This window comes from Isoptericola sp. MSGPD8_1_ISO-PGPR-S23-394, assembly GCF_058072785.1.
Map to the genome: position 1 here is coordinate 3,729,483 of NZ_CM176517.1, position 12,684 is coordinate 3,742,166.

Below are 12,684 nucleotides of genomic sequence, written 5' to 3' on the forward strand. Positions count from 1 at the left end.
AGAGGGCTCGATCAGCCCCGACGAAGGAGCACGCACGATGGCCGGCACGACCCCGGAACCCCGCAGCAGTGGTCAGGTCACGGACCTGGCGGAGCGCCTCGACCGAACGGTGCTGTACCAGATCTACCCGCAGAGCTTCGCGGACGCCGACGGCGACGGCATCGGCGACCTGCGTGGCATCGCCGACCGCCTGGACTACCTGGCCTGGCTCGGGGTCGACGCGATCTGGCTCAGCCCCTGCTTCGTCTCCCCGTTCGCCGACGCCGGCTACGACGTCGCCGACTTCCTGCGCATCGCACCGCGGTACGGCACCAACGCCGACCTCGAGCACCTCACCGAGGAGGCGGCACGCCGCGGCATCGCGGTCCTGCTCGATCTCGTGGCCGGCCACACGTCGGACCAGCACCCCTGGTTCCGCGCGGCGATCGACGACCCGGACGACGACAGGTACGTGTGGAGCGACGTCCCGGTCGTCGGGTTCGAGCCTGGCACCGGCCGACGCGGCGGCTACTACCGCCCCAACTTCTTCCCCGTGCAGCCCGCCCTCAACTACGGGTACGCCCGCCTCGACCCGGCCGAGCCGTGGCGACAGCCCGTCGACGCCCCCGGCCCGCAGGCCAACCGAGCCGCACTGCGCGAGATCATGGCGTTCTGGTTCGACCGTGGCGTGGCCGGCTTCCGCGTCGACATGGCCGCCTCCCTCGTCAAGGACGACCCCGGGCTCGTCGAGACACGCCGCCTGTGGCGCGAGACGCGTGACTGGCTCGACCGCTCCTATCCCGGACGGGTCCTGATCAGCGAGTGGGGTGACCCGAAGGTCGCCGTCCCGGCAGGGTTCCACGCCGACTTCCTGCTCCAGTTCGGCGGGGACGACGACGGCCTTCCGCTGCGCTCGCTGTGGAACAACGGCGCCGGCACCACCCAGCCCACCTGGGGCGACGTGCCCGCGTGGGCCGACGCCGAAGGGCGTGGGGACGCTGTCGCGTTCGTGCGGGAGTGGACGGCCGCGACCGAGGCGATCGCCGCCGCGGGTCGTGGCGGCGTGGTCGGTCTCCCGACGTCGAACCACGACTTCACGCGGCTCGTCGCCGGGTCGCGAGACGCCGAGCAGGCGCGCGCCGCACACGTGCTCGTCATGACCTGGCCGGCGATGCCAGCGCTCTACTACGGCGACGAGATCGGTATGCGGTACGTCGCCGGCGCCCCCACCATCGAGGGGTCCCGGCTCGGGCCGACCTACGACCGTGCAGGCTCCCGCACCCCCATGCAGTGGGGCGACCTGGCGTCCGATCCGCTCGGCCCGGGCACTCCAGCGACGTCGGCGTACCTGCCGACGGACCCCGAACCCGCCCGTCCGACGGTGGCCGACCAGGTCGCCGACCCCGACTCCCTGCTGCATCTCGTGCGCGAGCTGATCACCCTGCGACACCGGGACCGCCGGCTCGACGTCGGGTCCCCGGTCGAGGTGCTGGCCACCGGCTACCCGATGGCCTACCTGCGCGGCGGCAGCCTCGCCGTCGTGCTCAACCCCGGGCGCGATACGGTCATTCAGCCGCTGCCGGGAGCCGGAACGTCGACGCCGCTCCTGGTCCGGGGCTGTCGGCTCGACGCCGATGCCGTGCACCTGGCCGGCCACGGGTACGCGGTGATCGATCTCGCGATCCGGTGAGCCGGTTCGTCCTCGAGGCCGGGACGGGTCTGCTGCTCCGTCGACGACGCACTCGTCCCGGGCCTCTGACGGCCGGCCGGGGGCGGCGGCCACGCGCGGACGCCCCCGGCCTGCCCGAGCGGTAGACCGGGGGCGTCGCCCCTCCCAGAGTCGGCCTTACGACGCGTTGGCGCCGAGGACGAACGTCACCGTGGTGGTGTTCCCCGCGACGTCCCGCACGACCAGGGTGTTCTCGCCCCGGACTGCGCCGAAGACACCGGGCTTCACGAAGTTGAGGTCCGACGAGACGGCGTCCGTCAGGTCCTTGTCCACCCCGTTGAGCGTCAGCCCGTCGACCTTCCCCGCGTCGTACAGCTTGAAGGACACCTTGCGGTAGCTCGGGTCGCTCCCCACGGTGTACCGGCCGCCCTCCTTCACCGTGACCTCCGGTGCCGTGCCGTCGAGCACGAACGTCACCGTGGTGGTGTTCCCCGCGACGTCCCGCACCACGAGGGTGTTCTCCCCCGCGACCGCGCCGAAGGCACCCGGCTTCACGAAGTTGAGGTCCGACCAGACGGCGTCCGTCAGGTCCTTGTCCACCCCGTTGAGCGTCAGCCCGTCAACCTTCCCCTCGTCGTACAGCTTGAACGACACCTTCCCGTAGGCGCCCTCGACACCGGTGGTGAACTCGGCCCCCTCCTTGACGGTCACCGTGGGGCCGGTCGTGTCGGTCGGGGTGCTCGTGACCGTGAGGTCACGGATGCGCCCGTGGTTGTCGAACGAGCCGAAGCCCACCCGGCCCTCGGAGAACGTGGAGTCGTTCGCCGTGAGCAACGGGGCGTCGAGCCCGTCGACGTAGACCGCGACGTCACCGCTGTCCACGCACCGCACGACGCGGACGTCGTGCCACTCCTCGTCGGTGACGGCCGGCGGCGCACCGACGGTGCCGTCCCACTGGTCGTCGATCCGCTCCCGGTCGGCGCCGTCCACCTTGAAGATGCCGTTGTGGGCGTAGATCGTGTTGTCCTGCGAGAGGTGCGCGTAGTAGTACTCCGTGTCCGACTGCCAGCCGAACACCACGATCACGTCGCGGTTGTTCAGCGACGCCGGGGCGTCGAGCCGGACCTGGCCCGACAGGTCGAACGACCCGAGCTCCGGCCCCTCGGTGAGGACGGCGTACTCGAACGGGCGGCGGATGCCGTCGTTCGGGTTCGTCCCCGGCTCGGTGAGCACGACCTCGTCACCGGGGAACGCCCACTTGGCCGGCGTGCGCGGCGCCCAGTCCTCCGCGGACATCACGTCGGTGATCTCCTGCCCGGCGGGCGTGCAGGACGGCTCGGCCGGTGGCTCCGGCTCGGTGGCGCCGAACAGCTCGTACTGGGCCGCGACCTGCTCGGCCGTCGGCGCGACGTCGAGGAGCATGAGGTCGTCCATCCGACCGGTGAACGGGTTCGCCTCCCGGGAGTTCTGCGGGTAGCTGCCGCCGATCTTGATGCCCGCCGGGTCGGACGGGGACGTGGACCCCGGGCCCCAGCTGTTCGAGGCCGTGTAGTCGCCCTCGAGCTCCTCTCCGTCCATGAACAGCTTCATCTCCCCGCCCGCGAAGTCGAACGTCGCGGCGAGGTGGACCCAGCGGCCCTTCTGGAGGATGTCCTGCCACGGCAGGTCGGCCGCGTACGTCCACGAGCCGGCCCCGTCGACGCGACGGCCGAGAGCGACGAGCTTCAGCTCGCCGTCGACCGTGATGACCTCGAGCAACGCACGCACGGCGTGGCCGTCGGACGTCCCGGTCAGGACGCCGGCCAGGCCGACCGCGTTGTACCGGTCGTCCGGGTTCGCCGACCCGGAGTTGAGCGCCGGGTGGTCGCCGGTCGGCTTGAACCAGCCCATGACGGCGGCCTCGTCGGTCCCCGCGAACGCGTCCAGCGTGTCCACGCCGTCGGCGTCGTACACACCTGCCTTCCAGTCGTCGTTCGACGGGGTCCGCGGGCTCATCTGCTGGGTCTGCAGCGCATCCCCGGCACCGGGGTACGCCCGGTCCGCGACGCGCATCTCGGTGCCGCCGTTGACCAGCTCGATGTCCGTGCCCGACCAGCCCTGGTCGTCCTCCCACGTCGCAGCGCCCGCGACCGGGTGGTCGAAGTCGTAGTGCGCGACGAGGTGGGGCGCGAGCTCGGGCAGGGCGAACGGTGACGAGGCCCCGACCTGCCGGGCGCCGGTCACCTTCCAGATCTTCCCGTCGGCCTTCGAGACCAGGTAGAGCTCGCCGTCGGCGTCGGCGCCGAACCGCAGGTCGACGCGCCGGTCCCCGACGAGGTCCTGGAACGTCGTCTCCTCGCCGTCGTGGAACACCCGCAGCTGCTCGATCTCGGCGAGGTCCTCCAGGTCGCCGTCGTTGCGCTGCATCTCGTCGGCCTGCGTGGACAGCACCCAGCCCCGCACGAGGTCGGTGAACAGGTACCGCCCCCGCAGCTCGGGGATCTCGCCGCGGTAGACGAAGCCGCCGTTGAGCGCCACGCCCGCGTCGCCGGTCTGGCCGGGGTCGCGGTTGTGGTCGTAGGCCGCGACCGGGTACGTGAAGTCGAACCGCTCGGCGTCGTCGGCCGGCAGGGGGAAGATCTGGCGGTTCTCGGCGACGAACGGTCCTTCACGGTCGGACCAGCCGAAGTTGTCGCCGGCCTCGACCTCGTAGACGGACTCCACCTGCCACTCGCCGATGTGCCCGAGGTACATCGCGTGGTCGCCCTCGGGGTCCCAGCTGATGCGGTGCGGGTCGCGCATGCCGACGGCGTAGATCTCGCCCAGCGCCCCGGGTGTGCTGACGAACGGGTTGTCGGACGGCACGCCGTAGCGCCCGTTCGCGCTGTCGTCCCCGGACGGGTCGATCCGGAAGATCTTGCCCTGCGGCGTGGAGAGGTCCTGCGGGTTGCCGTTGCCGACGCCGTTGCCGCCGTCACCCACCAGGATGTACAGCATCCCGTGGTCGGGGTCGCCCGGTTCCACGGTGGGGTTGAACGCGATCTGCTGGACGGTGTGCACCCGGCCGGCGAACGGCACGCGCATCAGCTCGCGGCTCGTACCCTCGAACGTCTCGGCCGCCGGGTCGGTCGCCGTCCACTCCGTGACGACGCTGTGATAGTTCGTGCCACCGAACGCCGGGAAGTCCGGGGTGTCCTCCGTCAGCGCGCTGCCCGACTCGGTGTGCACGGTGTAGATCAGGCCGTTGTCGGCGAACTCGGGATGGAACTCGACGAACCCGAACCCGGTCCCGAGACCTGCGTGGTTGTGGAAGTTGTCGACGAACTCGTCGCGGACGTTCAGGTACTCGACGTGCTCGCCGGTCTCCTCGTCGACCAGGTACAGGCTCTCGTTCATGTCCGGTACCGCGAGACGGCCGGACCCGTCGGGCACCTCGTCGAGGTGCGTGATCCGGTTGTGCCGCACCAGGCGCTGGTCCGCGGTCGCGGGGGTCGTCTGCGACTCCGGCAGCTGGGCGAGCTCGGTGACCTCGATGCCCAGCCTCGACGGCGCCGGGTCGGGCAGCGGGTTGACCAGCGGTGCGTCCGGCTCGGTGCCGCCGGCGGCGCAGTCGCCCGGGTTCTCCGTCGCGATCGAGAGGTTCTCGCCGGAGTCGTCGACCGCGACGTCGTCGAGCAGGAGGCGCCCCGCGCTGTTCGAGCCGTTGATCCAGAAGAACCTGTCGAGCGCCCCGGTGACGTTCTCCCGGAAGTCGAACTGCTGCTCGGTGCCCTCCGGCAGGCGGGTGATCTCCTCGTAGGGTCCGCCCTGGCTGTAGACCGTGACCTCGTCCGCGGCGTTGTCGGCAACGATCCACACGCACTGCCAGGTGTCGCGCGACCACGTGCCGACCGGGCGGAAGGCGCCGCCGTCCCGGACGAGCATGACGTCGCTGTTCTGGTTGTTCACGTAGGCGCGGCTGTTCGGGTAGTCCGCCGGCGCGTCGACGTCGGTGATCCCGAACGACGTGTCGACGCTGCCGCTGCGCAGGAACCGGAAGAAGAGCGTCCCGGTGTCGCCGTCGGTGATCGGCGGGATGGCGCGGTAGGCCCGCTGGCCCCCGCCCACCGACTCGAGGACCTGGTTGTTGGCGTCGAGCGGGTCGGCGACGACGCGCGGTGCGGTGGACGCGGTCCAGCCGTCCTGCCCGTCGAGGGAGGTGCGTTCGTACTGCTCGAAGTCGAGCAGCTCGGTGAACGGTACGGGGTCGGCCGCCACGGAGGGCGTGCTCACCAGGACGGTCCCGACGAGCGTGGCGGCCACGGCCGCCGCGGCCGTGCGTGCGGGGTGCGAGTGTCTGTGCTCGGTGGTTCTCCGCCGGATGGCCGGCGGTCGTGCGGTGCGCTGGTGCATCGGGTCACCTCTCAACGTCGTTGTCGATCAGTTCTGTGCCGAGTGCTGTCCTGCCACCCGCCGCGGCGCGGCACGTCGTCCGGCGGACACTGGTGGGGGCTGCGTCCCACCGGTGCCCGGTCGGGACCGGGCACCGGTGCCCGGTCGGGACCGGGCACCGGTGGGAGGTACGGGAGGTACGGGTGGTACGCGGCGGACGAGGTCAGCGCGCGGTACGGGCGGCGCCGTCGCCGCTCGTCGCCGACGCCCGGCCGCCCAGGTAGAGCTCCGAGAGCTGCGGGTCGGCGAGCAGCTCCGGCGCCGGCCCGGTGATGTGGACGCGCCCGAGGTCGAGCACGCAGCCGATGTCGGCCGTCTCGAGCGCCCGGCGCGCGTTCTGCTCCACGAGGAGCACGGCGACGCCGGCGTCCCGCATGCGCACGACCTGCTCGAACACCGTCGCCGTGGTCTTGGGGTCGAGCCCCATCGACGGTTCGTCGAGGAGCACCACCCGCGGGCTGACCATGAGCGAGCGCGCGAACTCGACCTGCTTCTGCTGCCCTCCGGACAGCAGGCCGGCGAGCTGCTTCCACCGCTCGCCGACGATGGGGAAGAGATCCTGCACGAACGCCACCCGCTCCGCGACCTTCTCCTTGTCGCGGACCGTGTAGGCCCCGAGCATGACGTTCTCCGCGACCGTCATCTCGCGGAAGACGCTGTGCCCCTGGAGCACGTGCGCCAGGCCGGTGGAGAGCATCTCCTGCGGGCCCCGCCCGGTGACGTCCTGGCCTCCCACCAGGACGCGACCCGACCGCGGCTTCAGCAGGCCGCTCGCGACCTTCAGCACGGTCGACTTGCCGGCCCCGTTCGGACCGACGAGGCACACGACCGTCGAGGCCGGGACCTTGATGGTCAGCCCACGCAGCACCATCGCGGCGCGGCCGTAGCCGGCCTGGATGTCGTCCAGCTCCAGCAGGAGCTCCGTCCCCCCGTGGGGGGTCTGATCAGACACCAAGGTAGGCCTCCAGGACTCGCGGGTCGGACTGCACGACGGCGGGCGTGCCCTCGGCGATGGGCCGGCCCCGGTCGAACACGATGACGTGGTCGGACAGGCCCATGACCAGCTCCATGTTGTGCTCGACGACGAGGAACGTGCGCCCCTCGGCGTTGAGCTCCTGGACCAGCGTGGCGATCCGGCCGATGAGTGCCGGGTTCACCCCGCCAGCGGGCTCGTCGAGCATGATCGTGTCCGGATCACCCATGAGGACCCCGGCGAGCTCGAGGAGCTTCTGCTGGCCGTAGGACAGGTTGCGCGCCTCGATGTTCTCCAGGTGGTCGATGCCGACCCGGGTGAGGAGCGCGCGGGCCTTGTCGATCTCCTCCGGGTTGCGCGCCCCCTGGAGCAGCTCGCTCAACCGGGAGCGGCGGACGGCCACCAGCATGTTGTCCAGCACGGTCATCCGGGGGAAGATCCGGCACAGCTGGAAGCTGCGCCCGATCCCCGCCCGGGCGATCCGGTGCGGCGCCTTGCGGGTGATGTCGTGCCCGTGGAAGGTGACCGTGCCGGCGTCCGGCTTGATCATGCCGGTCACGCAGTTGAAGAACGTCGTCTTCCCGGACCCGTTGGGCCCGATCAGGGCGTTGATCTTGCCGTGGTGGAACGTCACGGTGGCGTCCCGCACGGCGTGCACGCCGCCGAAGGACTTCGTGAGCCCGACGGTCTCGAGGTTGCGCGTGCGGGGCGGTGCGGCGGTGGTCATCGGCCGTCCTCCTCGGTGGCGGTGGGATGGCTGCCCGGACCCGATGGACCCGGACTCGTGGCGGCCGGCGCCGTGCCGCCCGACGGACCGGCGGCGTCGTCCTCGGCGGCACTGTCGGCAGCCGCACGGTTGCGCTCGAGGAGCTCGGCGGCCGTCTCCTCCCGGATGGAGGAGTCCTGCGGACCGAACCGCTTGAACAGGGCGCTCACCGCCGGGATGATGCCGTCCGGCATGAACAGCACGACGATCCCGAGCAGCAGCGCGGTCGCCACGAGGTGGAACTGGGTGTCGCCGAACTCGAGCTTGAAGTACTCCAGCCCGGTGCCGACGATGAGCGCACCCAGGAGCGGCCCGAACAGGTGCCGCACGCCGCCGAGCAGGGCCATGAGCACCATGTAGGCGCCGAGCATGATCGAGAACTGGAAGATCGGGTCCAGGTCGCCGAACCAGAGCGCGTACATGCCCCCGGCGAGACCGGTGAACGTCGCCGAGACGACGTAGGCCACCAGCTTGTAGTTGCGTGTCGGCACACCCAGCGACTGGGCCTTGTCCTCGTCCTCCCGCACGGCCTTGAGCCCGGTGCCGAACCGCGACCGGTCGATGACCCACCAGGCCGCCAGCATGACCGCCAGGAGGGCGGCGAACAGGTAGAAGAAGACCTCGTGGTGCTCGGGCCGGAGCAGGTCGGGGAAGGGGCGCGGGACGACGAGACCGTCCGAGCCCCCCGTGAAGGAGCCCCAGGCCTGGAAGACCAGCAGCAGGATAAGGACGAACGAGATGGACACGATGACGAACGACGCGCCGCGTACCCGCAGCGCGGCGATGCCCACGGGGATGGTCACGAGGAGGACGAACGCTCCCGCGACGATCCAGGCGACGAAGCTCGACAGGCCGACGTCGCGGATCAGCAGGCCGGTGCCGTAGGCGCCGAGACCGAAGAAGGCCGCGTGGCCGAGCGAGACGTAGCCGGTGAACCCGCCCATGAAGTTCCAGGCGGTCGCGGTGCACGCGTAGCTGAGCACCACGATCCCGGCGGACAGGATGTAGGCGTTGGGCGCCACCGTCGGGAAGGCGAGGACGAGCGCGGCGCCGACGACGAGCGCGGCGATCCGCACCAGGCGTCCCGTGCGCCGTCGCGGCGCCGTGACGCCGGCCGTCGGGCGGGTGGTGGTGGTGCGCTGGGCGGGCCGGGTGTCAGAAGCGTTGGGCAAGGCGACCTCCGAAGAATCCCTGGGGCCGCAGCATCAGCGTCGCGAAGAGGGCGACGTAGAAGATGGTCTGCGCCCACGTGGTGCCGAGCGGCACCTGGAGCATGCTCTGGCCGATGCCGAGCACCATGGCGGCGACGGCGGCACCCGGGATCGACCCCAGACCGCCGACGACGATGATCGCCATGAGCGGGCCGATCCAGTGCCAGTGCAGCGACGGGTAGATCGTCGCGTCGAGGGACAGGGCGGTGCCGCCGATCGCCGCCGTCGCGAGCCCCAGGCCGAACCCGTAGCCCGCGACCCGGTCGGTGCGGATCCCGACGAGCTGTGCGGCGTCCTTGTGCTGGATCGTCGCGCGGAGCGCCTGGCCGAACCGGCTGCGCTTGAGCAGCAGGTACAGCAGCCCGAGCGAGAGGGCGGCGAGAGCGAACGCGACCAGCTTGACGACGGCGACCTGCGCACCGAAGAACTCGATGCTGTCGCCCGAGTAGGGCAGCTGGATCCGGCGCTGGGTCCCGCTCCAGACGAAGCCGATCATGCCCTCGATGAAGAGCGCGACGGCGAACGTCAGCAGGACCGACATCATGGTGAGCGTCACCGGCCGGAGCCGCGTGATGAGCAGCCGCTGCATGCCGACGCCGACCGCGAAGAACAGCGGCACCGTCACGACCAGCGACAGCAGCGGGTCCATGCCGGTCTGCTCGTGGAAGTACCAGGCCAGGTAGGCGGCCAGGATGAGGAAGGCCGAGTGGGCGATCATCACCACGCGCATCACGCCGAAGTACAGGGTCAGGCCCGCTGCCAGGAGGGCGTAGAGCCCTCCCAGCAGCACGCCGAGCACGAGGCTCTGGAAGAGGAGCGTCCCGGTCACGGACTCACCACTCCGGCTTCGGGAAGACGAGCTCGGTCTCCATCGCGTCGTCCGGCAGGACGATCTGGATCTCGCCGTCGACGTACTGCTGGATGAGGTGGGCGCCCTGCGGCTTGCCCGTCTCGTCCCAGCTCAGCGGGCCCACGACGGTGTCGACCTCGTTCGAGTGCAGCCACGACACCAGCTCCTGCTGGCACTCGCCCTGCTCGGCGCAGCCGACCGCCTCGACGGCCGCGGCGACCACCTGGCCCGTCGTGTAGGCGTTCGCCTCGTCCTCGCCCGGCGGGTTCCCGTGCAGCTCGGTGTACCGGTCGACGAAGTCGACGTTCGACTCGTAGCTCGCGGTCTCCGTGTAGCCGGTCGGCGAGAGGATCCCCTCCGTCTGGTCGCCGATCGCGGAGGCGAACTCGGGGTTGGTCGGGGCGGTCGAGAACGCGGCGAGCTCCGGCTGGTAGTCGAGCTGCTGCAGCGCGACGATGAGGTTCACGGCGTCCTGGTACTGCGTGCCGCCGATGACCATGTCCGCCCCGGAGTCGTCGATCTTCGCGGCGATGGGCGAGAAGTCGGTCGTGTTGGGCGGGTAGACCTCGTCGACGACGATCTCGAGCCCGCCGTCGGCGAGCTTGTCACGCAGCCCGTAGGCCGTGCCCTGGGCGAACGGGTCGTCCATCGAGGCGACCGCGACGGTCTCGGGGCGTTCACCCTCCGGCATGTCGAGGATGTACTCGGCGAGATAGTTGTAGTGGTCGTCCGCGACGGCCGGGGCGGCGTAGAAGAGGTTCTCGAAGCCCTGCTCGAAGACCTCGGCAGCGGCGCCGGCGGGTTCGACGAAGAGCATCCCGTACTCCTCGGCGACGCGGGCGCTGGGGACCACGAGCCGGGTGGAGAACGGGCCGAACACGAGGTCGACCTCGTCCTGGGCGATGAGCGCCTCGTAGTCCTGGACGACGCGGTCGGCGCTGGACTGGTCGTCGAGGATCTTCAGCTCGACCTGGCGCCCGAGCAGCCCGCCGTCCTCGTTGACGAACTGCGCCCAGGCCTCGTACCCGCGCTGCACGCCCTTGCCGGGTTCGGAGAAGTCGCCGGTGAGCGGCAGGGAGATGCCGACGACGATCGGGTCGTCCGACTCGCCCTCCCCCTCGCCGGACTCGCCCGACGCGCCGCCGGAGCAGCCTGCGGCCACCAGGGCTGTGGCGGCGATCCCGGCGGCGGCCGCGAGAGCGCGGCGCCTGGCGGTGGGGCGGGTGGTCCGTGGGTACAACCGTGTGGACATGGGTACATCTCCCTACTTCGTCGTAGTGAGCAGCCGTCTGAGCGACCGGTTTGCGTAAGCGCTTCCGGTAAGCGCTTTCACCACCGTACGCTACAGAGATGAAATGTGGCAAGCGTCACGTCCGGGTGATCATCGACCCCATCAACGCTCGATCGTCGCGACGCCTGCGGGGCCGGGGTGCCTAGGCCCGACGGCGTGGGCGGGCGCCCGCAGCCCCGGCTCGTCGACGTGGCGGAGCGGGCCGGGGTGTCGATCGCCACCGCCTCCCGGTCGCTGTCCGGGCGCGGCGGCGTCTCGGCGGCCGTCGCCGCGCACGTCCGGGAGGTCGCCGCGACCCTGGGCTACGTGCCCAACCCGCACGCCCGCACGCTGGCCGGGGGCGCGACGTCCATCGCCGGGCTGCTCGTGTACGAGATCGGCGACCCGTACTTCTCGGAGATCGCGAGCGGTGTCATCAGCGCGGCCGCCGCGCAGGGGTGGAGCGTCCAGATCAGCCACACGGAGCGCGACGCGCGGGCCGAGGCGGCACAGCTCCGCCTCATGCGGGCCCACCGGGTCGGCGCGATCGTCGTCGCGGGCTCAGGGTACGTCGACCCCGCGATGGAGAACGATGTCGCGCGGGAGCTCGAGGCCTACCAGGACGCCGGCGGCCGGGCCGTCGTCATCGGGCGCCACCACGTGCGCTGCGACGCCGTGCTCCCGGACAACAGCGCCGCGGCGGCCAGCGTCGCGGCGCACGTGCTCGGGCTCGGGCACCGCCGGCTCGCCGCCGTCGCCGGGCCCCGCCACCTGAACACGGTGGCCGACCGGCTGCGGGGGATCCGCAGCGCCCTCGAAGCGGCCGGCCTCGACCCCGGCGAGCTGCCCGTGGTCTACGGGCCCTTCACCCGCGAGGGCGGCCAGCACGCCACCGCCCAGGTGCTCGAGCGCCATCCCGCCACCACCGCCGTGCTCGCCCTCAACGACGCGATGGCGACGGGTGTCCTGTCGGTCCTGCGGGAGCGTGGTCTGGCCGTCCCGCGCGACATGTCGGTGACTGGGTTCGACGACATCCAGGTCGCCCAGGACCTCGCGCCCGCGCTCACCACCGCGCGGCTGCCCATGTCGGAGATGGGCTCGACCGCGTTCGAGCTCGCCCTCCGGCCCGCCGCGGCACGCCCACGCCGCAAGCCGACCGACCACGCCCTGGTCGTCCGGGACTCCACCGCGCCCCCGGCCGTGCGGTAGGGCTCGCGAGGGCTCCCGGTGACGGAGCCGGCGACGATCTCTCCTCGTGGTCGGGGGTCGTCACGCTCGTCGGTCACACCTTCCTGCCGGAGGCGCCGGCCACGAGGGAGACACCGATCGCGGCCAGGCCGACCTGGAAGGCCAGCTCGATCCAGTCGATGCCGCCCGTGTCCTCGACACCGATCAGGCTCGCGATCCATGTCCCGACCAGCGCGGCCACGATGCCGACGAGGATCGTCGCGATGATCGAGATGTTCTGGCGTCCCCGGACCACCAGCCGTCCGAGCGCGCCGATGATGGCCCCGATGATGATGGCCGTGATGATGCCGCCTGCGGTCATGGCTGAA

9 protein-coding genes are annotated in these 12,684 nt (G+C 71.3%); 2 read left to right on the forward strand and 7 right to left on the reverse strand.

The features are described from left to right. Positions 1-37: 37 nt before the first annotated feature. Entirely contained in the window at positions 38-1,669 is a 1,632-nt protein-coding gene (locus AC3RJ8_RS17170) for an alpha-amylase family glycosyl hydrolase (protein WP_489713764.1), read from the forward strand. Positions 1,670-1,825: 156 nt separating this feature from the next. Here AC3RJ8_RS17170 and AC3RJ8_RS17175 read toward each other — a convergent pair whose 3' ends face one another. From AC3RJ8_RS17175 to AC3RJ8_RS17200, 6 genes are all read right to left on the reverse strand, one after another. Beyond that, on the reverse strand, positions 1,826-6,019 hold the full coding sequence (locus AC3RJ8_RS17175; RefSeq protein WP_489713765.1) for a PQQ-dependent sugar dehydrogenase: 4,194 nt from the start codon (positions 6,017-6,019) through the stop codon (positions 1,826-1,828). A gap of 202 nt (positions 6,020-6,221) precedes the next feature. Continuing rightward, on the reverse strand, positions 6,222-7,010 hold the full coding sequence (locus AC3RJ8_RS17180) for an ABC transporter ATP-binding protein (protein ID WP_489713766.1): 789 nt from the start codon (positions 7,008-7,010) through the stop codon (positions 6,222-6,224). Further along, entirely contained in the window at positions 7,003-7,758 is a 756-nt protein-coding gene (locus tag AC3RJ8_RS17185; protein WP_489713767.1) for an ABC transporter ATP-binding protein, read from the reverse strand. Before AC3RJ8_RS17185 ends, AC3RJ8_RS17180 begins: the two co-directional genes overlap by 8 nt. Then, the gene (locus tag AC3RJ8_RS17190; RefSeq protein WP_489713768.1) at positions 7,755-8,969 is read right to left on the reverse strand and encodes a branched-chain amino acid ABC transporter permease; all 1,215 of its coding nucleotides are present in this window, start codon (positions 8,967-8,969) and stop codon (positions 7,755-7,757) included. Before AC3RJ8_RS17190 ends, AC3RJ8_RS17185 begins: the two co-directional genes overlap by 4 nt. Next, positions 8,953-9,837, reverse strand: coding sequence for a branched-chain amino acid ABC transporter permease (locus AC3RJ8_RS17195; RefSeq protein WP_489713769.1), 885 nt, complete (start codon positions 9,835-9,837; stop codon positions 8,953-8,955). The genes AC3RJ8_RS17190 and AC3RJ8_RS17195 overlap by 17 nt, the downstream gene beginning before the upstream one ends. Before the next feature lie 4 nt (positions 9,838-9,841). Beyond that, positions 9,842-11,110: an amino acid ABC transporter substrate-binding protein gene (locus AC3RJ8_RS17200; RefSeq protein WP_489713770.1), complete on the reverse strand. Its 1,269-nt coding sequence runs from the start codon at positions 11,108-11,110 to the stop codon at positions 9,842-9,844. A 195-nt stretch (positions 11,111-11,305) separates the two neighbouring features. On the opposite strand from AC3RJ8_RS17200, the gene AC3RJ8_RS17205 reads away from it, so the two are divergent. Further along, positions 11,306-12,337, forward strand: coding sequence for a LacI family DNA-binding transcriptional regulator (locus tag AC3RJ8_RS17205; RefSeq protein WP_489713771.1), 1,032 nt, complete (start codon positions 11,306-11,308; stop codon positions 12,335-12,337). A gap of 73 nt (positions 12,338-12,410) precedes the next feature. On the opposite strand, the gene AC3RJ8_RS17210 is transcribed toward AC3RJ8_RS17205, so the two are convergent. Beyond that, positions 12,411-12,677 carry a GlsB/YeaQ/YmgE family stress response membrane protein gene (locus AC3RJ8_RS17210; RefSeq protein ID WP_489713772.1) on the reverse strand — a complete coding sequence of 89 codons (267 nt, stop codon included), beginning with the start codon at positions 12,675-12,677 and terminating at the stop codon, positions 12,411-12,413. Positions 12,678-12,684 lie beyond the last annotated feature (7 nt).

Excerpts from the sequence above, each read along its gene's own strand:
- AC3RJ8_RS17185 (WP_489713767.1), bottom strand. The coding sequence starts at position 7,758 with ATGACCACCGCCGCACCGCCCCGCACGCGCAACCTCGAGACCGTCGGG.
- AC3RJ8_RS17170 (WP_489713764.1), top strand. The coding sequence starts at position 38 with ATGGCCGGCACGACCCCGGAACCCCGCAGCAGTGGTCAGGTCACGGAC.
- AC3RJ8_RS17175 (WP_489713765.1), bottom strand. The coding sequence starts at position 6,019 with ATGCACCAGCGCACCGCACGACCGCCGGCCATCCGGCGGAGAACCACC.
- AC3RJ8_RS17210 (WP_489713772.1), bottom strand. The coding sequence starts at position 12,677 with ATGACCGCAGGCGGCATCATCACGGCCATCATCATCGGGGCCATCATC.
- AC3RJ8_RS17200 (WP_489713770.1), bottom strand. The coding sequence starts at position 11,110 with ATGTCCACACGGTTGTACCCACGGACCACCCGCCCCACCGCCAGGCGC.